Here is a 20,091-nt window from a genome sequence, read left to right as displayed (position 1 = left end):
GAGCGGCATCACCTCCTGGCGGGATTGCCCACCAGGACCGTCCTGATCTCTATCTGGGTGATCGGCATCCAAAGAACCACTGGGTCCGTCTTCGGACCCGCTTCCCGTGGCGCCGCCGACCATGCGCCCGGGGGAGCGCTTATATGGGATCGCCGGTCGCCCTGTCCAGCCCCGATTCGCAGGAATCATTCATCGATCTGCGAGCCGGGCAGGGGAGGGGGCCAGGCGGCAGCGGGGAGGCGCAGCGGGGCAGGGGGCGGCGGGGCGCGGTCAGTCCGTGGCGGCCAGCGCCGCCGGCTGGGCAGCCCTTTGCGCCTTCGGCGCCGCGGTCCGGTCGTAGGGGTGCCGCTGCTTCGGATAGATCGACAGGATGCGCGCCACGTAATCCTGGGTCTCGCGGAAGGGTGGGATGCCGCCATAACGGAGCACGGCCCCCTCGCCGGCATTGTAGGCTGCCAGGGCCAGTGCCACCTCCCCCTCGAAGTAGGAGAGAAGCCAGCGCAGGTAGCGCATGCCGCCGCGGATGTTGTCCCGCGCATCGTGCAGGTTGCGCACGCCGAACCGCTCGGCCGTGTCGGGGATCAGCTGCATCAGCCCATGGGCGTTGCGCGGCGACACGGCGTCGGTCCGGAAGCCGCTTTCAGCCTGGATCACGGCCAGGACCAGCTCGGCGTCGAGCCCATACTCGGGCGCCATCTTGCGGACCATCGCGGCGATCTCGCGCGGCGGCGCCACGACGAGCGGCGCTCCGGCATAGGTCGGAAGGCGCTTGCAGCCGGGATCGCCAATGCTCTTGACCTGCGGCATGTCCGCCAGCAGCTCGCGGGCATAGGGGTGGCCCAGCGCGGCGGCCTTCGCGGCCCAGGCGGCGGCCGCCCGCTTGTTCGCGCCGATCCCCTGGCCCGAGAGATAGAGACGGGCGACGCCGTAGGCTCCCTGGGCATACCCGGACTCGGCCGCCTCGCAGTAGAGATCGAAGGCCTTCGCGAGGTCTGCCGCCACGCCGACGCCGGTCTCATAGCGTCGCCCCAGCTCGTAGGCCGCCCGCGGGCTGCCGTTCTTCGCGAGCTGCTCCAGCGCCTTGACCGCCCGCGCCTGGGCGTCCTCCACCGTTGCCGCCGCGGTGCCTGTCCATCCCAGGAACAGCACCGCCGCCAGCGCTGCGCCGATGCGCATGCCCCGCACCTCCCTTTTCCAACCCCCGCCGGCCGTTACACCGGCCGTTGCAGTTCCCGCGTCCCCGCGGGTCGCGTCCTGTCGGTCCGGCCCTGCGGCCGGTGCCGTCACGCCAACAGCCAGCCTTCTCACCGCGCTGCGACCGCGGCCGGCTGCCGTTCCAGCAATTCCGCGCTAACCTGCTCGGCGATGGCGAGCGAAGCCGTGATGCCGGGCGATTCGATCCCGTAGAGATTCACGAGGCCCGGGATCCCGTGCACCGCCGGGCCCTGGATCACGAAATCGGAATCCGCCGTGCCCTGCGGCACCAGCTTCGGACGGATCCCGGCGTAGCCAGGCTGCAGCGCCCCGTCGGGGAGGGCCGGCCAGTAGCGGCGGATCGCGGCGTAGAACCGGTCTCCGCGCGCCGGGTCGACGGTATAGTCGATCTCGTCGATCCACTGGACGTCGGGCCCGAAGCGGCACTGCCCCGCGAGGTCCAGCGTCGCATGGACGCCCAGGCCGCCGGGCTCGGGGATCGGATAGACCAGGCTCGAGAAGGGCGAGCGGCGCGCCAGGGTGAAGTAGTTGCCCTTCGCGAGATAGCGCGGCGGAACGCTGTGCGCCGGCACGCCCTCGATCCGCGACGCGACCTCCTGGGCCTGCAGGCCGGCCGCGTTCACCAGCATGCGGCAGCGCAGGCGCATGGGCTCGCGCCCGCCGGTCATGATCTCGATCCCGTCGGGGCGGACGGTGCCCGCCGCGATGGGACTCTCGAAGGCGATCATCGCGCCGTGGTCCTCGGCCTCCCCCTGATAGGCCAGCATCAGCCCATGGGTATCGACGATCCCGGTGATCGGCGACCACAGCGCGGCCACCCCCACCACCTCCGGCTCGCGGGCCCGCAGGCCGGCCGCGTCGAGCGGGATCAGGCAATCCACGTCGTTGTCGACGGCCTTGCGATGCAGCGCCTCGAGCTTTCCGCGCTGCTCCTCGTCCACGGCGACGATGACCTTGCCGCAGGCGCGGTGCGCGACGCCCCGCGTGCGGCAGTACTCGTAGAGCATGTCGCGGCCGCGCACGCAGAGCCGCGCCTTCAGGCTTCCCGTGGGATAGTAGATGCCCGCGTGGATGACCTCGCTGTTGCGAGAGCTGGTGCCGCTGCCGATGCAGTCGGCGGCTTCGAGCACGACGACCTCGATGCCGGCTCGGGCCAGGGTGCGCGCCACCGCGAGCCCCACGACGCCGGCGCCGACGACGATGCAATCCACATGGTCCACGCTGGTAGAAGCGGTCATTCCGGATCCCGCAAAGAGAAGGGCGCCCGCACCATGCCACCGGCCCGAAAGGGCTTCCAGGGCTCAGCCGGGTAACCCCGGCGGCCGAGGCCCGACGATCCTGTTTTCAACCCTGCGGTCGGGGCCGCAGCCACGAAGAAAAAGCGGCGCCCCCGGGAAGGGAGCGCCGCGTCAGTACGAGGCTAACATCGAGAGGCTAGGGATACTGGGGGGGGTGGGAAGCGGACTTCCCAGCCCCGGCGCCTTGACCAACGAAAGGACCCGGCGGCGCCGGACCGAGCCGGTTACTCGTGGATCCCAGAACTCTAGCGATCGGGCGACGGGATCCTTGGCACGATTACCTGCGCGAGGAACGGCCGCGGCGGCCGGCTGGTTCCCGGGATACCACGATTTTCCCGGTATTTTCCGGTCGTGCTGGTGGCGCCGGCCTCCGGAAGTCGGGCGCCCGCCGGGAGGGCGCGGCTCGGGGCCGGAAAAGAAAAAGGGACGCCGAAGCGTCCCTTTCGCAAACCGTCCCGACCGCGAACGGTCAGTGCAGATTCTTGGGCAGCTCGCGGATCGACTCTTCGACCAGGGCGGACGATTGGCGCTCGTCCATCCGCTCCGTCAGGATCCGGCGGGTGGCGTCGATCGCGATGTCGACGGTCATGTCGCGGACCTGCTGCAGCGCGCTCGCCTCGGCCTGGGCGATCTTGTCGACCGCCTGGGCCTCGCGGCGCCGGATGTGCTCCTCCATCTCGGTCTCGGCCGTGCGGCGCAGCCGCTCGGCCTCGTCCCGGGCGTGGGCGACGATGTCCTCGGCCTCCTTCAGGGCCTCGCGCTGCTTGCGCTGGGACTGCGCCAGCAGGGCCTGGGCCTCCTCGCGCAGGCGCTGGGCCTCCTCGAGCTCGCGGCGGATCTTCTCGGCACGCTCATCCAGCGTGCTCAGGATGATGGTCTTGGCCTTGCGGAAGACGAGGACCACGAAGACGACGAAGGCGACGGCGACCCAGAACTCGGGTACGAAGAACATCAGGCCCTCCCGACCATGCTGGCGCCGACCGCGGCATCCGCCTCGGAGGCGTCGACGCGCACGCCGGCGACCCGCTCGGCGGCCGCCTGGACGACCTCCACCGCAACCGAGCGCACGTTCGTGACGGCCTGGTCGCGGGCGGCGGCGATCCGCTCCTCGGCGGCCTTGGCCTTCACCGCGGCATCGGCCGCGAAGGCGGACTGGCGGGCCGACTGGCTCTGGCTGATCTCGGTGCTGGCCTTGGCCATGGCGGCCTGGGCCTGCGCACGCGCGTCGGCGATCGCCTTTTCATAGGAAGAGATGACCGACCCGGCCTCGTCGCGCATGGACTGCGCCTTCTCGAGATCCGAGGTGATGCGGTCCTGGCGCTGCTCGACGATCTCGCCGACCTTCGGCAGGGCCACCTTCGACATCAGGAGGTAGAGCGCCGCGAAACTGATCGCCAGCCAGACGAGCTGGGGCGGAAAGGTCGACGGGTCGAGCTGCGGCAGGCCGCCGGCGTGTTCGCCTTCGACCGGGTCCGCCGCGAGGGCGGCGCCGGCCCAGAGGGTCAGCGCCGTTCCGGCCGCGGCCGCCAGCCCGGTCAGCCTGCCCGCCCGGAAGCGGGGCTGCGGTGTGGGCATTCGGGGTCCCCTGAGGCTGAGGGCGCGCCCACCGGCAGCCGGACTCGCGAAGGAGCCCGGCCGCCGGGACGTGCGCCACCCGTGCAGGAGCCGGACGGGGTCCGGCTCAGGTGAAGAGGATCAGGAACGCGATGACGAGCGCGAAGAGCGCAACGGCTTCCGTCAGCGCGAAGCCGAGAATGCCGATCGGGAAGACCTGGGCGCGCGCGGCGGGGTTGCGGGCGACCGAGGCGATCAGCGTCGAGAAGATGTTGCCGATGCCCAGGCCGACACCGAACAGCGCGAAGACCGCGAGGCCGGCTCCGATGTACTTAGCGGCTTCTGCTTCCATGGTAGAATACCTCTCCTGAGAAAAGCTGAGGGTGGGTTGGCGGGGCCGGACGGCGCTCAGTGCAGTTCGAGCGCGTCGCGGATGTAGAGGCAGGTCAGCAGGGTGAAGACGTAGGCCTGCAGGAACGCCACCAGGATCTCGAAGCCGATCAGGCCGATATTGACCAGAAGCGGCAGGATCCCGATCGCGAAGCCGGAGGCCCCCAGCGCGCCGCCCAGCAGGGCGGTGAAGCTGGCGAAGACCTTCAGCATCGTGTGGCCCGCCAGCATGTTCGCGAAAAGTCGGACGGACAGGCTGACCGGGCGGGACAGGTAGGAGATGATCTCGATCGGGATCAGCAGCGGCGCGAGCACCAGGGGCGCGCCGCTCGGCATGAACAGGCTGAAGAAATGCAGCCCGTGCTTCACCAGGCCCAGCAGGGTCACGAAGGCGAACACCGTCAGCGCCAGCGCGAAGGTGACGATGATGTGGCTCGTGAAGGTGAAGGCGCCGGGGATCATGCCCAGCATGTTTCCGACCAGGATGAACATGAACAGCGAGAACACGAAGGGGAAGTAGCGCCGGGCGTCGGGACCGGCGTTCTCGCGCACCATGTTCGCGATGAATTCGTAGAAGAGCTCGGCTGCGGACTGGAGGCGGCCTGGGACCAGCGCCCGCCCGCGCATGCCGTAGACCAGCAGCGCCGTCACCAGCAGCACCGCCACCACCATGAACAGCGCCGAGTTCGTGAAGGAGAGATCCAGGCCGCCGATGCGGATCGGAACGATTGGCCGGATCTGGAACTGGTGAAGCGGATCCACGGGATGGTCTCTCCGGGCTTGGGTTCTGCGCCAGCTTCTCGTTATGCCTCCGGTCCGTTCCCTTGCCCCGGCTCGCGGCGGTAGCCCACCGCCATGCCAAGGCCGTTCACGGCCCGGTACACATTCATGATCCCCGCCCCGAAGCCCAGCAGCAGACCTGCCAACAGACCCCAGGGACCGGTTTCCAGCCACCGATCGAAAAGGAGCCCGATCGCAAGACCCACAACCAGGGCAGCGACCAGTTCGATCCCGATCCGGAAGGCGATGCCGAAGGCCGAGTGCGGCACTCCGTCACGCGCCTGTGCCTCGACGGGCGGGGCACTGCGCTCACGCGCCTTCCGCAATCGGGCGTCAAGGTCGTCCAGAGACGGGGGGCGATCATCGCTCATGGCCGCACTCCACCGCTCGGTCGGCCCCCAGCCGCCCGAAAGCGGCGGCACCATACGGTCCGGTCCGGACCCTGTCAAGTCGCAATCCCGCCGTGTGGACGCCACGGAACCCCAGGATTTCCGCGGGTTTCGGCGATGGACGGGCAGGCGCTCGGCGCCTCTCGGGCCGCAGGCGCCAGCGCCGCGCGCGAGAGGACAACGCGGCCCCGTACACCGCCACGGTTGCAGGCCTGCCGGGGCGGCGCTCAGAGGTGCTTGCGGACGGCTTCCGCAAGCCGCTCGGGGGTGGTTCCATGGGGGAAGACCTCCAGGAACGCGCCGTCGCGCCCCATCAGGTAGATGAAGGCCGAGTGGTCCATGGTGTAGCTCTCGGGGTCCGAGCCCTTGGCCTTCCTGTAGTAGACCTTGTAGCCCTTGGCGATCTCTGCGATCTGCTCGGGGGTGCCGGTCAGCCCGCCGATGCGCTCGTCGAACAGCCCCACGTACTCGGCCATGCGCCCGGGCGTGTCGCGCTCGGGGTCCACCGTCACGAAGAGCGGCTGCACCTCGGCGGAGGACGGGCCCAGCAGGTCGAGCGCCTGCGCCATCACCTGCAGGTCGGTCGGGCACACGTCCGGGCAGAAGGTGAAGCCGAAATAGACCAGCATCAGCCGGCCACGGTAGGTCTGGTCGGTGACCGTCCGGCCGGCCTGGTCGGTCAGGTTGAACGCGCCGCCGACCCTCGCTGCGCCGGCCATCGTGCCCGGTGTCGCGGGCCCGGCGAGATGGCCGACCTGCCACCAGACGACGAGCGCCGCCACGGCGAGCGCCGCCGCGCCCGCAACGGCCATGCGTAGCAGCCGTGTCCTCCACATGGATATGGATCCCCCGAGAAGGTTCTGCCCTTAATATGGGGCGCCGCGGCCGCCGCGGCGCCCGGACGACGCCCTGGCCGCCGCCGGCGCGGGCGCACCCTACACCCGCCGCAGGAGAGGTTCCTATGAAGATCGGCATCGTCGGCACGGGCCATGTCGGCAGCGCCGCCGCCTACGCCATGGTGCTGCGCGGGGTCGGCAGCGAGATCGTGCTGGTGGACCGCGACGAGGGCCTGGCCGATGCCCAGGCGCAGGACATCCTGCATGCGACTCCCTTCGCGCATCCAGTTCGCGTCTCGGCCGGAGGGTTCGGGGATCTCGCGGGCGCCGGCGTCGTCGTGCTGGCGGCCGGCGCCAACCAGAAGCCCGGAGAGACGCGCCTGGCGCTGCTGGAGCGCAATGCCGCGGTGTTCCAGGACCTGGTCCCGCGGGTCCTGGAGGCAGCGCCCGAGGCTGTCCTGCTGGTCGCATCGAACCCGGTGGACGTGATGACGCAGGTCACCGCCCGCGTCGCGGCCGGGCGCGGCGTCCCGCCGGAGCGGGTGATCGGCTCGGGCACGGTGCTCGACACCGCGCGGTTCCGCGGGCTGCTGGCCGCCCGATTCGGCGTCGCGCCGGGCTCGGTCCACGCCAATGTGCTGGGCGAGCACGGCGACAGCGAGGTCATGCACTGGAGCGGCGCCACCGCCGGCGGCCTGCCCATCGCCGAGTTCGGCCGTGCCGTCGGACGGCCGGTGGATCAGGCGCTGCGCGACGAGGTCGACGCCGCGGTGCGAGGGGCGGCCGCCCGGATCATCAGGGGAAAGGGCGCGACTTGGTATGGGATCGGCGGCGGCCTCGCGCGGCTCGCCCAGGCGATCGCCCATGACGAGCGCGCCGTCGTGACCTGCTCGATCCTCACCGCGGAGGCCGAGGGCATCCCCGAGGTCGCCCTGTCGCTGCCGCGGATTCTCGGCGCCCGCGGCATCATGGGCACCGTCGTGCCCCATCTCGATCCCGCCGAGCGCGCGGCGCTCCGGCGCAGCGCCGAGATCCTGAAGGAAGCCGCGGACAAGCTGAAGGTCTGACGCCCCGTCGCGACGACCCCGTTCGTCAGGCTGCCGGCGCGGCCGGCAGCGAGGCGATGCAGTTCCTGAACCAGCGTTGCGCGGGGTGGGCGTCGTTGCGGCGGTGCCAGGACAGGACGAACGGCACGGGCTCCAGCGCGACCGGCGGCGGCAGGACACGCAGCCCGTCGGCTTGCCCGGATGCCGGGATCACGCCTTCCAGCAGGGTGGCTATCATGTCCGAGCGGGCGATCAGCAAGGGCGCCGCGTACATGTGAGGAAGCGTCAGCGCCAGGCGCCGTTTCAGCCCCAGCCTGGCAAGGGCGGCGTCGACCCGTCCGAACCTGTCGTTCTCGGGCGAGACCAGCAGGTGGGGCAGCGCAAGGAACGCATCGAGGTCCAGCGGCGCCTGCGCAGCCGGATGGTCCCTGCGCAGGATGCAGACGAAGCGTTCCTCGAAGAGCGGCCGGCTCAGGATCCGCCCCGCCGGGCTCGGGGGAACCCCGACGGTCAGATCGACCGCGCCTGAATCCAGCAACGTGATCGCATCGTCGCGTGCCGAGAAGTTGCGCACGCGAAGGGTGACGCCGGGTGCTTGGACCCGCAGCGCCTCGAGCAGGCGCGGCAGCAGCACGAAGGTCGGGTGGTCCGAGAGGCCCAGCGAAAAGGTCGCGGCCGATGTCGATGGATCGAAAGCCTGCGTGAACTCAAGGGTCCGCTGGATCTGCGCGAGCGCGTGCCCGAGCGGCTCGGCCAAGTCGAGCGCGCGCGGGGTGGGCTGCAGGCCATCGGGTCCGCGGATGAACAGCTCGTCCTTCAGAAGGCTCCGCAGCCGCGCCAGCGCCGCGCTCATGGCGGGCTGGGTGCGGCCGATCCGCGTCCCGGCCCGGGTGACGCTCCTCTCGGCCATCAGCGCATCGAAGGCGACGAGCAGGTTCAGGTCTATGCCATGAAGATCCATGAAATGGATGATGGCGCATACTGCATATCAATTTCAATGATGTGCGGGGGCGGCCTAGATCTGGTCCCGGGAGCCACCGCGGCGCTGATGCTGATGCCGTCGAGGGCGCCATGAAGGAGGACAGGATGGACAGCAACGATCAGGAGCTGCAGGTCCACGGCGTTTCGCCGGAGGAGCGCCGTGCGGTCGAGACGCTCTATCGCGCCTTCAGCGAGAACGATCCCGATCTTCTCGACGAGGCCGTCGCGGCCGACTGGCAAGACATTCCGCTGGCCCCGCACCAGCAGCCCGGCCGCGACGGCATGAAGCCGCTGATCCGGGAGTTCGCGGGCGCGTTCCAGGACCTGAGGATCACCGTGCACGAGATCATCGGCGCTTCGGGCCGCGCGGCGGTGCGGGCCGTGATCACCGGCCGTCATACCGGCCAGTGGTTCGGCATCGCGCCGACCGGCCGCGCCTTCCGGATACCGATCCACGAGTTCCACCACATCGCCGAGGGCAAGGTGACGCGCACCTGGCACCTCGAGGACTGGTTCGGATGGCTGTCCCAGGTCGGAGCCTGGCCCGTCCGCCCCGCGGGCTACGACGGGGAGGCCGCCCGATGAGGACCCTGCGCATCCACGGCTACGACGCGGCGCCGGCGTTCGAGGAGGTGCCGGTGCCCGAGACCGGTGCGGACGAGGTCCTCGTCCGCGTCAGGGCGGCCAGCCTGAACCCCCTCGACGTGAAGCTGCTCCGGGGCGCCATGCGGGAGTTCTTCCCCCTGGGCTTCCCCTACACCATGGGAACCGACCTGGCCGGCACCGTCGAGCATCCGGGACCGCTTGGATCCCGCTGGCGCAGGGGCGATCCCGTCGTCGCGCGCCTGGACCCCACCCGCGGCGGTGCCCTGGCCGAGTTCGTGGCCGTGCCCGCCGCCGATCTGGCCGCCGTTCCCAGCGCCATGCCGCTCGACGAGGCGGCGGGGATCCCGACCGCGGCCGGGACCGCCTGGCAGGCGCTGTTCGAGATCGCGCGGCTCCGGCGCGGCCAGACTGTCCTGGTGCATGCCGGTGCCGGCGGCGTCGGCAGCTTCGCCATCCAGTTCGCCCGCGCCGCCGGGGCACGCGTGATCGCAACCGCCTCGGGCGAGGGGATCGAGATCGCCCGCCGCCTCGGCGCGGACCGGGTAATCGACTACCGCTCGGAGCGCTTTGCCGAGCGGGTGTCCGATACGGATGTCGTGCTCGACACGGCTGGCGGCGAGACGCAGCAGCTCTCGTTCGGTGTGCTGCGTTCCGGCGGCATTCTCGTCGCGACCACCATGCCCCCCGACGAGGCGCTCGCCAGGGCGCACAAGGTCAAGGCGGCCTTCGTCTTCCACCGATCCGACGGTCCCCGCCTGCAGCAGGTCGTGCAGGCGATCGACAGAGGCGACCTGAAGGTCCTGGTGGATCGCAAGATGACGCTTCAGGAGGCGAATGCGGGGCTCCGGCACCAGGAATCCGGCCGGGCGAGGGGCAAGATCATCGTATCCGTCGCTTGAGCCCGGCAGTGCTGGCAGCCCCGGGGCTGCCGGCGCTGCTCTGGGTCCCTTCGACCTTAGTCCGCCTCTCCGGTCGAGGCCGGCGGATCCGGCACCGGCATCGGCCTTGCGATGAAGCCGTAGGGCTGGATCGGCTGCAGCCCGCGGATCAGCACCTCGTCCTCGATCCCGCCGACGAACAGGGAGCGGATCCCGTCCCGCTGATAGCTTTCCCGCGCGACCGCGATGGCGCCGCTCATCGCCACGTCGACCAGAAGGGCCTTCGGCCTGGAGAGCGCGATCAGGGTCCTGGCCTGCCGGGCCGAGCGCGCGATCCCGCAGACGCCGTGGTCGAGGTCCCGAAGAAGCTGGCACAGCAGCTCGGCCTGGTCCTCGTCATTCTCCAGCACCAGGAAGCGCATGCTTCGCCATCCAATTCCACCTGGGATGCACTATGGACATCGGGCGCGGAATGACCAGCGGTTTTGCAGGGAAGTTCCGCGGACCGCCGCGGCGTCGGATCCCCCCTTGGCCGGCGGGCCGCTTTGCCCTATAAAGATCCCCTCGCAACGCAGATCAGGGAGGACCGCATGAAATCACGCATGGTCGTCCCTGGGCGATCCGGCCGCTCCTAGAGCACGCCGCAGCCCCGATCCGGACGGGTCCGGGCTTTCGCCGCCAAATCCCCTTCGCTTCTTGATCGTCGCTGGCCCAGGACATTCCGTCCGAGGGCCGTCCGTCACCTGATTTCGGGACCAGGCGCGGTTCTCGCGCCCGGGAACAATATGACGTCACTCCGTCTCGACCGCCGGGCGGGCGCGTTCCGCACCGTCTTCGCCTTCGCCGCCGGGCACTGGCGCAGGCAGCCCTGGCGCATGCTCGGCGTCGGCGCCGCCATGCTGCTGACCACGCTCGCCGACGTCCTGACACCGCTCTATGCCGGCCGGCTGGTCGACGCGGTGGCGTCCGGCGCGCCCTCGGCGGCCGAGCCCTGGGATGCCGCGGTGGGCGCGTTCCTGGCGCTGCTGGGGCTCGGCGTCGCGGCCATGGCGATGCGGCACCTGGCCTATCTCGGGATCACCGCGCTGACGCTGCGGATGATGTCGGACATCGTCCGGGGCACGTTCCACCGGGTGCAGCGCTTCTCGTCGGAATGGCACGCCAACAGCTTCGCTGGGTCCACCGTGCGCAAGGTGACCCGCGGCATGTGGGCGCTCGACCTGCTGAACGACACGATCCTGCTGGCGCTGCTGCCTTCGACCGTGATGCTGGTGGGCTCGACGGTGCTGCTGGGTTGGCAGTGGCCGGTGATGGGCGCGATCGTCGCCCTCGGGTCGGTCGTCTACGTCGCCGCCACGGTCGCGCTATCGCTGGGCTACGTCGCCCCGGCGGCGCGGGCCGCCAATGCTTGGGACACCCGCATGGGTGGGGCGCTGGCCGATGCCGTGAGCTGCAATGCCGTGGTGAAGGGCTTCGGCGCCGAGGAGCGCGAGGACCGCCGGCTGGCGCGGGTCGTCGAGGCATGGAGCCGCCGCACGGCGCGCGCCTGGATTCGCGGCACCAACAACGGCACGGCCCAGGCGGCCATCCTGGTGCTGCTGCGCGGCGGCATTCTCGGCACGGCGCTGGCGCTGTGGAGCCAGGGGCTCGCCACCGCCGGCGACATCGCCTTCGTGCTCACGACCTTCTTCGTGCTGCAGGGATACCTGCGCGAGGTCGGCATGCACATCCGGAACCTCCAGCGCTCGGTCAACGACATGGAGGAGCTGGTGGCGCTGTACGGGCAACCACTCGGGATCGAGGACGCCCCGGGGGCCCGGCCGATCCGTATCGAGCACGGGCGCGTCGAGTTCCAGGACGTGACCTTCCACTACCGTGGGCACGCGACGCCGCTCTACGAGAATTTGTCGGTCACCATCGCGGCCGGAGAGAAGGTGGGCCTGGTGGGGCGGTCGGGGTCCGGCAAGACGACCTTCGTGAAGCTGATCCAGCGGCTGCACGACACGACCGGCGGGCGGATCCTGATCGACGGGCAGGACATCTCGCGGGTGACCCAGGCGTCCCTGCGCGCGCGCATCGCGATCGTCCAGCAGGAACCCGTCCTGTTCCACCGTTCGCTGGCCGAGAACATCGCCTACGGGCGTCCGGGCGCCTCGCGCAGGGAGCTCGAGCAGGCCGCGCGCCTTGCCGGGGCGCACGACTTCATCCCGCGGCTGCCGGACGGATACGAGACGCTGGTCGGCGAGCGCGGGGTCAAGCTTTCGGGTGGCGAGCGCCAGCGCGTCGCGATCGCGCGGGCCTTCCTGGCCGACGCCCCGATCCTGGTGCTGGACGAGGCGACGTCGAGCCTCGATTCCGAATCCGAGCTGCTCGTGCAGCAGGCCATGGAGCGGCTGATGGTCGGGCGCACGACGATCGTGATCGCGCACCGGCTCTCGACCGTGCGGGCGCTGGACCGGCTGCTGGTCTTCGACCGCGGACGGATCGTGGAGCAGGGCCGGCATGATGCGCTGATCCGGCTGGACGGCGGGATCTATCGCCGGCTCTTCGAGCAGCAGGCGCTGGAGCTCTCGAACGGCCTGCGGCGCGAGGACCAGCAGGAACCCGGCAGGGCCGCGCGCGCCGGCGGGGCCTAGGCCGCCGGCAGGCGCGGGAGGCATGGGCGCCGGCAGGCGCGGGAGGCATGGGCGCCGGCAGGCGCGGGAGGCATGGGCGCCGGCAGGCGCGGGCCACCGCCGCGCCTGCCGGCCTACTGGCCGACCGCGGCCGTCGCCGGCGGCTCGCCGGTGACGCGCCAGACGGTGTTTCCGACGTCGTCGGCGACCAGCAGGCCGCCTCGGTCGTCCATGGTCACGCCGACGGGGCGGCCGCGGGCCTCGCCGCCGTCCAGGAAGTCCGTCAGGACCTCCACGGCCGGCCCCGACGGACGCCCGTCCGAGAAGGGAACGAAGATCACCTCGTATCCGCTGGGCGGGTCGCGGTTCCAGGAGCCGTGCTGGCCGACGAACGCGCCCTCCTCGAAGCCCGGGGCCAGGCCGGGCGCCTGGACGATGGTCAGGCCAAGCGAGGCGGTGTGGGGACCCAGCGCGTAGTCGGGCTTGATCGCCCTGGCGACGAGGTCCGGACGCTGCGGCTTCACCCGCTCGTCCAGGTGCTGGCCGTAGTAGCTGTAGGGCCAGCCATAGAAGCCGCCCTCCCTGACCGCGGTCATGTAGTCCGGCACGAGGTCGCTGCCGATCTCGTCGCGCTCGTTCACGGCGACCCACAGGGCGCCCGTCCGGGGCTCCCATGCCATGCCGACGGGGTTGCGCAGGCCGGAGGCAAAGATGCGGTGATCTCCGCTCCGCGGGTCGATCTCCCAGATCGCGGCGCGCCCCTCCTCGGCTTCCATGCCGCGTTCGCCGACATTGCTGTTGGAGCCGACCCCGACATAGAGCCGGCTGCCGTCCGGGCTGGCGATCAGGGACTTCGTCCAGTGGCGGTTGATCGGTCCGCCCGGCAGGTCCGTCACCTTGGTTCCCGGCGCCGTGATGCGCGTCTCTCCCCTGCGGTAGGGGAAGCGGACCACCGCGTCGGTGTTGGCGACGTACAGGTCCCCGCCCACCAGGGCCATGCCGATGGGGGAGTTCAGCCCCTCGAGGAAGGCGGAGCGGGTCTCGGCGACACCGTCGCCATCAGCGTCGCGCAGCAGCGTGATGCGGTTGGCGCTGGGCACGCCCGCGCCGGCCCGGCTCATCAGCATCCTCATGGCCCAGCCTCGGATGCCCTGGCCATCGTCGGGCCTGGGCGGGGCATTGCTTTCCGCGACCAGGACGTCGCCATTGGGCAGGACGTGGAGCCAGCGGGGATGGTCGAGGCCGTCTGCAAAGGCCGCGACCGTCAGGCCGCGTGCCGCGTGCGGCTTGGTCCCCTCGGTCCAGCCCTTCGCCGGGGCGACCTTCACGGTCGGGATCAGCCCGGACCGGGGAGGCGGAAGCTTGGGGTCGGGGCCCATGCCTTCGGCGACGGCGAGCGACGCGTTCTCGCCGCAGGCGGCGAGCCCGAACGCCGCCGCTGCGAGGCAGGCCAGGGATGTAGGGCGAAGCCTGCGCATGCGCCGGTGTCCTGCAGTCTCGGCTCCCAGATGCAACAGGGTGCGGAAGGGGACGTTCCTCCGGCTTACCACTCAGGCGCAGGCCGGCACCTGCAGGACCGGAAGCGTGACCCACAGGACCGCAATCAGCGCCGCGCCGGCGCCCGCGGCGGCGAACCACCGCGCGAAGTCGACGGCGTCCCGGCCCGGGGAGCCGCCTTCGGCGCGGTGCTGCCGTCCTGCCTGGGCGCGCCGCAGGGCCCTGACCAGAAGCCAGCCGACGGCCACGAGCGCCGCCGCCGAGACGCCGAGAATCGCCAGGGACGCGGGCGCGATCCCGACGGGTCCCGAGGCGCCCGCGTCCAGCCCGCGGGCGCAGGCGATCCCATTGATGCCGTAGACGGCGCCGAAATGCGCGCCCCACACCAGGAAGGGCGCGAGCATCTCGAGAAGGAAGGGCACGAAGCTGCGCTCGGTCATGGCGCCTCACCCGGTCAGGCGCGGGAACAGGTGCAGGACCAGGAGCATGGCGGTCCCCTGGGCGCATGTGTACTGCCAGAACAGCATGGTGTTGTCGAAGGTCACTCGCCGGCGCGCGGCCAGCCGCCCCGCAGCCGACCGGGCCAGGGTGTAGCCGGCCATCAGGACCGTTACGGCCAGGTGGAAGCTCTGGTAGGCCAGCAGCATGGACACGGTCGCGCCGTAGGCGCTGTCGCTGCCGCGCAGGCCGGTGGAGACCTGCGCCGTCACGTCCGTCGCCATGGCCGCCCCCGCCAGCACGAGCCCGAGCAGCATGCCGAGCCGCATGCGCCAGTGCCGGTCCTGCGCGAGCGCGCGGCTGGCCCAGGCCATGGCGCCGGCCGCCGCCGCCCACAGGGCGAGACCGGCCGCGAGCCGCCAGATCGCGGGAAGGGCCGCGGGGCCGGCCGGCCAGACGTCGGGACTGACCGTCCACAGGAACAGGTAGGTGAATAGAAGGCAGGCGAAGGCCGTGCCGTCCACGAGGAGCAGCACGGCCATTGCCCACCAGGAATGGCTCCTCGGTCCCTGGACGTAGACCGGCACCCGGATCCCGCCGCCGATGTCCTGGGGCGGGAAGTCCTCGCCCTTGTCGAGTTCCCAGAGCCACCAGAACACCATGGCGATCGCGAGGACGCCGGGCACGATGGAGAGGGTATAGAGCTGGACCGTCAGCATCAGGAAATGGGCCGCGGTGAAGAGCCCTGCGAGGAAAGGCCCCCAATGGGGACCAGGCATGGGCATCAGGTACTGGGGACGGGCCTCGACGGGGCTGGTCACGATCGTCTCGCGTCGCCGGGTGGGGGCGCCCGGCAGGAAATGGCCGCCCGCCTCGACCTGCCGCGGCAGGTCGGGGGCGTCCCACAGGGGATAGAGGCTCGAGACCCGAGGGATGCTGCGGGTCGCGAAGTACTCGTTGGGAAGCCATTCCAGCGTGCCGGCCCGCCACGGGTTCGGCGAGGCCCGCTCGCCGTGTCCGAGAACGCTGCGCGCGATGTCGGCCAGCACGGCCAGAACCCCCGCCGCGAAGACGAAGGCCCCGACGGTCGAGGCCAGGTTCAGCCAGTCCCAGCCGAGATCGGGCGGGTAGGTGTAGACGCGCCGCGGCATGCCGCGCAGACCCGTCAGATGCATGGGGAAGAAGGCGAGATTGAAGCCGCCGAACATCAGCCAGAAGGCCGCGGTGCCGAGCCGCTTCGAAAGCAGCCGCCCGTTCACCATCGGCCACCAGTAGTAGATCGCGGCGAACATGGGGAAGACCATGCCGCCGATCAGCACGTAGTGCAGGTGCGCGACCACGAAGTAGCTGTCGTGGGCCTGCCAGTCGAAGGGCACGGCGGCCACCATCACGCCTGTGAGCCCGCCCAGCACGAAGATGAACAGGAAGCCCAGGACGAACAGCGCCGGCACCGACATCCGGACCCGGCCGCGCCCCAGCGTCGCGATCCAGGAGAAGACCTGGATGCCCGCGGGGACGGCCACGGCCATGCTGGCGGCCGAGAAGAAGCTCAGCGACAGCGACGGGATGCCGGTCGCGAACATGTGATGCACCCAAAGCCCGAAGCTGAAGAAGCCGGTGCCGACCAGCGCCAGCACGATCAGCCGGTGCCCGATCAGCGGATGCTGGGCGATCGTGGGGACCATCATGGACACCAGCCCGGCCGCGGGCAGGAAGATGATGTAGACCTCGGGATGGCCGAAGAACCAGAACAGGTGCTGCCACAGCAGCGGGTCGCCGCCGAGCTCGGCCTGGAAGAACGGCCAGGCGAAGACCCGCTCGACCTCCAGCAGCAGCGTGGCGACGATCACCGCGGGAAAGGCGAAGATGATCATGCCGGCCATCACCAGCATGGCCCAGCCGTAGACCGGCAGCTTGTCCAGCGACATGCCCGGCGGCCGGGTGCGCAGGATGCCCACCACGATCTCGATGGCCCCGGCGATGGCCGAGATCTCGATGAAGCCGATGCCGAGCAGCCAGAAGTCCGCGTTGATGCCCGGCGAGAACCGGGCGCCCGTGAGCGGCGGGTACATGAACCACCCGCCGTCCGGCGCCGCATCGAACAGGAGCGAGCAGAAGAAGGCGATGCCGCCGAAGAAATAGGCCCAGAAGGCGAAGGCCGACAGCCGCGGGAAGGGCAGGTCGCGGGCTGCCAGCATGGCCGGAAGCAGGAAGACGCCGATCGCCTCGACCATGGGCACGGCGAACAGGAACATCATTCCGGTGCCGTGCACGGTGAAGAACTGGTTGTAGGTGCCGTGATCCAGCAGGTCGTTCCCGGGCACGGCGAGCTGGGCGCGCATGGCCAGCGCCAGCAGCCCCGCCATCACGAAGAACAGCAGCGCCGTGCCGATATAGAAGAGGCCGATGATGTTGTTGTTCACTGCCGTGACGATGGCGAGCCCGCCCGGCGGCCGCCAGACGCGGCGGAGCGTCTCCAGCTCCTCCGCGGGGCGCGGCAACGGGCTCGGCAGCGGGCTACCGGGTTGGGGCCGCGTCATTTCAGGCTCCACAGCCAGGCCGAGATCGCGTCCAGGGCCTCGGCCCCAACCGGTCCGTAGGACGGCATGGCATTTCCCGGCTTGGCGTGCTGGGCGTCGGCGATCCAGCCGGCCAATGCCTCGGGGCCGTTGGCGAGCGCCCCGGCGCCGATGGTGCCCCGGGCGCCCATATGGGTCAGGTCGGGCCCGAGCATCCCCGAGGCGACGCCGTAGACCCTATGGCAGGCACCGCAGCCCAGCCGCAGGAAGGCGTCCCGTCCGGCCGCGAGACGCGGGTCGGCGGGCTCGGGCAGGTGGCGGTTCCGTGCCGCAAGCCACGCCTCGAACCGGTCGGGCGGCTCCACCACCACATCGAAGGCCATCAGGGCGTGCTGCGCACCGCAATACTCCGCGCACTGGCCGCGATAGACGCCGGGCCTCTCGGCCAGGATGCCCAGGCGGTTCACATGCCCGGGGATCATGTCGATCTTTCCCGCGAGGCTGGGGATCCAGATGCTGTGGATCACGTCGGCCGCCGAGACCACGAGCTCGACGGGACGGCCCGCGGGGATCACGATCTCGTTGGCCGTGCGCAGGCCGCCCGTCCCGGGCGCCCCCGCGCCGGGATAGCGCACGTCCCACCACCACATATGGGCGGTGACCTCGATGCGCAGTGCGTCGGGGCCGCCAATCGCGGCAAGGCGCCGCGCGATGCCGAATTCGTAGACCTGAAGCGCGGTCAGCGCGATCACCGGAAAGGCGATGCCGCCGCCGAGGACCCAGCCCCGCGCCCCGGGAAAGCGTCCGGGCGCAGCCAGCACGGCGTAGAGCGCAAGCGCCATCACCGCGGCGAAGGTCACGGTGCCGCCGACGAAGAGGATCATCGAAAGGTCGTGGATCTCCGCGGCGCTGCGGCCGCCGGGCGTCAGCGCGGATTGCGGGCCCCCGCAGGCCGCCAGGGAGGCGAGAGCGGCGGCGAGAACGCCGGCGCGCAACGCCATCGGACCTACCGGACCGGTCCGGCGCGACCGCCGGGTCATGCATCAGGCTCCACGTCGCCCTCCGTGCTCGCCCCACGCCCTTTCCGCTCCGCGGCGGCGGGCGATGCCGGCGGGCGCCGCCATCCCTTCAACTCGCGACAGGCGACGCGGGTTCAATGTCTTCGAGCGAAATCCGCGCAACATGCGGCCGCCGGGACCGTTTGCCCTTCGAGTGGGGTGCCGACGGGGCGCCGCCCGCCACGGAGCGCGCCATGGCCGGTGTCTTCAGGACGATCGCCGCGGTTCTCGCCTGCCAGGCGGCCGGCGCCTTCCTGTTCGCGTGGTCCGGCCTCTACGACATCGGCGCCAGCGCCGGGCACTGGGCGGTGACCCGCTGGTTCCTGGAGTTCGGCATGCGCAACTCCATCGAGACCCATGCGATGGGCCTCGGCGCGCCGGATCTCGACGACATCGCCCTGATCCAGCGCGGAGCCGGTCACTACGAGGGCGGCTGCGCGCCTTGCCACGGCGCCCCGGGAGCGCCGCAGGGGCCGATCGCGGCCTACATGCTGCCGGCACCGCCCTATCTCCCGGACGAGGTCGCGGCCTGGAAGCCGGAGGAGCTCTACTGGATCACGCGCCATGGCGTGAAATACGCGGGCATGCCCGCCTGGCCGGCGCCGCAGCGCGACGACGAGCCGTGGGCTCTCGCTGCCTTCCTGGTGCGCCTGGACGGCATGAAGCCGGAGGAATACCGGCGGCTCGCCTTCGGCGAGGACGTTCCCCCCGACAGGCAATCGCCGATCGACGATCTCGCCGGTCCCGCCGGCGCGGCGCTGCAGGGCTGCGCGCGGTGTCACGGCTACGACGGGCTGGGCCGCGGGACCGGAGCCTTCCCCCGGCTCGCGGGCCAGAACGCCGCCTATCTGCAGGGGGCGCTCGACGCCTATGCCAGCGGCGCCCGGCCGAGCGGCATCATGAAGGCCGTTGCCGCCGTGCTGAGCGCGGAGGACCGGCGCGTTCTCGCGGAGTATTACGCGCGCCAGCCGAGCCCGTCCGCCCCGCCACGCGGCGCCGTCGATGCCGGGCTCGTCGAGCGCGGCCGCGCGCTGGCCCTGGCCGGCGATCTGCGCGCCGGCGTCGCCCCCTGCGCGAGCTGCCACGGGCCCGGGCATCCGACGGATCCGCGGTTTCCACGGCTTGCGGGCCAGCATGCGCGCTACATCGCGGATCAGCTCCGCCTGTGGCAGCAGGGCAAGCGCGGCGACACGGCGCTCTCGGGGATCATGGCGGCGGCCGTGCGCGGCATCACCGAGCCGCAGGTCCAGGCCGTCGCGGCCTACTACGCGTCGCTGCCGCCCGGGGAGGACCTTCGCGCCGATGGCCAGGAAACCGGCCACGAGGCACCCGGCGGCCGCGAATGACCCGCCCCGGCAGAGCCCCGGCCGCCCGGCCGAGGCTTGCGCCGCGGGTGATTACCGGGCGGGGACGGCCGTGTCGGGCGGCGAGCCGCCGCGGCCGAGCGAGGTGATGCTGTCGTCCCACTCGAATTCCGGCATCGCCTCGATCTCGTCCAGCGTGATGGTCTCGACGCTCAGCGTGCCGTCGTCCTGGACCAGGATCTCGTCGAAGGCGAGGGCGACCTGCTTGGCCCCCAGACCGAGAAATCCGCCGCTGGTCAGGACGATCTGCTCGGGCTCGCCGGCGGCGGTGAGGATCACGTCGGTGACCTCGCCGATCTCCGCTCCGTCGGCGCCGAGCACCCGCTTGCCGATCAGCGCCTCGGCGCTGGCCAGCGCCGAGCCATCCATGGCCGATCCATCCTCGAGCGCCTCCGCGGCACGCTCCTCGTCCGGACCTGTTGTCGTGCCGGGCCCTGCTTCGACCGGAGCAATGGCGGATGGCTGAGCCATCGCGCCGCCCGGGCCGGGCACCCAGCCGGAGACCGGCGGCCCCATGAGCATCGAGGCCGAGAGCGCAACGAACGAGAGTGGGAGGAGCAGGCGTCTGCGCATCGGTCCGTCTCCGATGGGATGGTCGGCCCCCGAGAACAGCGGCCCCGCACCTTG

20 protein-coding genes are annotated in these 20,091 nt (G+C 71.1%); 5 read left to right on the top strand and 15 right to left on the bottom strand.

All coding sequences use genetic code 11. From position 1 onward, the window contains the following. Positions 1–270: 270 nt before the first annotated feature. The 8 genes from JUB13_RS30410 to JUB13_RS30375 form a co-directional block, all read right to left on the bottom strand. The gene (locus JUB13_RS30410; protein WP_207486015.1) at positions 271–1,176 is read right to left on the bottom strand and encodes a transglycosylase SLT domain-containing protein; all 906 of its coding nucleotides are present in this window, start codon (positions 1,174–1,176) and stop codon (positions 271–273) included. A gap of 128 nt (positions 1,177–1,304) precedes the next feature. Continuing rightward, positions 1,305–2,453 (bottom strand): NAD(P)/FAD-dependent oxidoreductase, encoded by a 1,149-nt coding sequence (locus JUB13_RS30405; protein ID WP_211115686.1) that lies wholly within the window; start codon positions 2,451–2,453, stop codon positions 1,305–1,307. A gap of 529 nt (positions 2,454–2,982) precedes the next feature. Next, on the bottom strand, positions 2,983–3,465 hold the full coding sequence (locus tag JUB13_RS30400; RefSeq protein ID WP_207486014.1) for a F0F1 ATP synthase subunit B family protein: 483 nt from the start codon (positions 3,463–3,465) through the stop codon (positions 2,983–2,985). Next, positions 3,465–4,088: a F0F1 ATP synthase subunit B family protein gene (locus JUB13_RS30395; RefSeq protein WP_207486013.1), complete on the bottom strand. Its 624-nt coding sequence runs from the start codon at positions 4,086–4,088 to the stop codon at positions 3,465–3,467. The genes JUB13_RS30400 and JUB13_RS30395 overlap by 1 nt, the downstream gene beginning before the upstream one ends. Positions 4,089–4,194: 106 nt before the next feature. Continuing rightward, complete coding sequence (locus JUB13_RS30390) at positions 4,195–4,419, bottom strand: ATP synthase subunit C family protein (RefSeq protein ID WP_207486012.1); 225 nt, start codon at positions 4,417–4,419, stop codon at positions 4,195–4,197. A gap of 56 nt (positions 4,420–4,475) precedes the next feature. Continuing rightward, positions 4,476–5,219, bottom strand: a complete 744-nt coding sequence (locus JUB13_RS30385; protein ID WP_207486011.1) for a F0F1 ATP synthase subunit A — start codon at positions 5,217–5,219, stop codon at positions 4,476–4,478. Between the two features lie 41 nt (positions 5,220–5,260). After that, on the bottom strand, positions 5,261–5,608 hold the full coding sequence (locus tag JUB13_RS30380; RefSeq protein ID WP_207486010.1) for an AtpZ/AtpI family protein: 348 nt from the start codon (positions 5,606–5,608) through the stop codon (positions 5,261–5,263). 245 nt (positions 5,609–5,853) lie between these two features. Then, positions 5,854–6,438, bottom strand: coding sequence for an SCO family protein (locus JUB13_RS30375; protein WP_236025344.1), 585 nt, complete (start codon positions 6,436–6,438; stop codon positions 5,854–5,856). A 149-nt stretch (positions 6,439–6,587) separates the two neighbouring features. On the opposite strand from JUB13_RS30375, the gene JUB13_RS30370 reads away from it, so the two are divergent. Further along, a complete protein-coding gene (locus JUB13_RS30370; RefSeq protein WP_207486008.1) occupies positions 6,588–7,529 on the top strand; it encodes an L-lactate dehydrogenase in 942 nt (313 codons plus the stop codon). Between the two features lie 25 nt (positions 7,530–7,554). Here JUB13_RS30370 and JUB13_RS30365 read toward each other — a convergent pair whose 3' ends face one another. Beyond that, positions 7,555–8,469 (bottom strand): LysR family transcriptional regulator, encoded by a 915-nt coding sequence (locus tag JUB13_RS30365; RefSeq protein WP_207486007.1) that lies wholly within the window; start codon positions 8,467–8,469, stop codon positions 7,555–7,557. Between the two features lie 125 nt (positions 8,470–8,594). On the opposite strand from JUB13_RS30365, the gene JUB13_RS30360 reads away from it, so the two are divergent. Together JUB13_RS30360 and JUB13_RS30355 are read left to right on the top strand one after the other, a co-directional pair. Then, positions 8,595–9,074, top strand: a complete 480-nt coding sequence (locus JUB13_RS30360; RefSeq protein ID WP_207486006.1) for an ester cyclase — start codon at positions 8,595–8,597, stop codon at positions 9,072–9,074. Further along, positions 9,071–9,994 carry an NADP-dependent oxidoreductase gene (locus tag JUB13_RS30355; RefSeq protein ID WP_207486005.1) on the top strand — a complete coding sequence of 308 codons (924 nt, stop codon included), beginning with the start codon at positions 9,071–9,073 and terminating at the stop codon, positions 9,992–9,994. The genes JUB13_RS30360 and JUB13_RS30355 overlap by 4 nt, the downstream gene beginning before the upstream one ends. Positions 9,995–10,050: 56 nt before the next feature. On the opposite strand, the gene JUB13_RS30350 is transcribed toward JUB13_RS30355, so the two are convergent. Next, complete coding sequence (locus JUB13_RS30350; RefSeq protein ID WP_207486004.1) at positions 10,051–10,395, bottom strand: response regulator; 345 nt, start codon at positions 10,393–10,395, stop codon at positions 10,051–10,053. Between the two features lie 363 nt (positions 10,396–10,758). On the opposite strand from JUB13_RS30350, the gene JUB13_RS30345 reads away from it, so the two are divergent. Next, positions 10,759–12,609 (top strand): ABC transporter ATP-binding protein, encoded by a 1,851-nt coding sequence (locus JUB13_RS30345; RefSeq protein WP_207486003.1) that lies wholly within the window; start codon positions 10,759–10,761, stop codon positions 12,607–12,609. Between the two features lie 113 nt (positions 12,610–12,722). On the opposite strand, the gene JUB13_RS30340 is transcribed toward JUB13_RS30345, so the two are convergent. From JUB13_RS30340 to JUB13_RS30325, 4 genes are all read right to left on the bottom strand, one after another. Further along, positions 12,723–14,066 (bottom strand): PQQ-dependent sugar dehydrogenase, encoded by a 1,344-nt coding sequence (locus JUB13_RS30340; protein ID WP_207486002.1) that lies wholly within the window; start codon positions 14,064–14,066, stop codon positions 12,723–12,725. Positions 14,067–14,138: 72 nt separating this feature from the next. Then, a complete protein-coding gene (locus JUB13_RS30335) occupies positions 14,139–14,525 on the bottom strand; it encodes a hypothetical protein (RefSeq protein ID WP_207486001.1) in 387 nt (128 codons plus the stop codon). A gap of 6 nt (positions 14,526–14,531) precedes the next feature. Beyond that, a complete protein-coding gene (gene ctaD / locus JUB13_RS30330; RefSeq protein ID WP_207486000.1) occupies positions 14,532–17,063 on the bottom strand; it encodes a cytochrome c oxidase subunit I in 2,532 nt (843 codons plus the stop codon). Next, entirely contained in the window at positions 17,060–18,043 is a 984-nt protein-coding gene (locus JUB13_RS30325) for a cytochrome c oxidase subunit II (protein ID WP_207485999.1), read from the bottom strand. Before JUB13_RS30325 ends, ctaD begins: the two co-directional genes overlap by 4 nt. Before the next feature lie 251 nt (positions 18,044–18,294). Here JUB13_RS30325 and JUB13_RS30320 point away from each other — a divergent pair, with 251 nt between their 5' ends. Then, complete coding sequence (locus tag JUB13_RS30320; protein WP_207485998.1) at positions 18,295–19,446, top strand: c-type cytochrome; 1,152 nt, start codon at positions 18,295–18,297, stop codon at positions 19,444–19,446. Between the two features lie 51 nt (positions 19,447–19,497). On the opposite strand, the gene JUB13_RS30315 is transcribed toward JUB13_RS30320, so the two are convergent. After that, entirely contained in the window at positions 19,498–20,037 is a 540-nt protein-coding gene (locus tag JUB13_RS30315) for a PRC-barrel domain-containing protein (RefSeq protein WP_207485997.1), read from the bottom strand. Between the last annotated feature and the right edge of the window lie 54 nt (positions 20,038–20,091).

Source organism: Arenibaculum pallidiluteum, from assembly GCF_017355985.1.
Lineage (GTDB): Bacteria > Pseudomonadota > Alphaproteobacteria > Azospirillales > Azospirillaceae > Arenibaculum > Arenibaculum pallidiluteum.
This window is presented reverse-complemented; position numbering and strand designations above follow the sequence as displayed.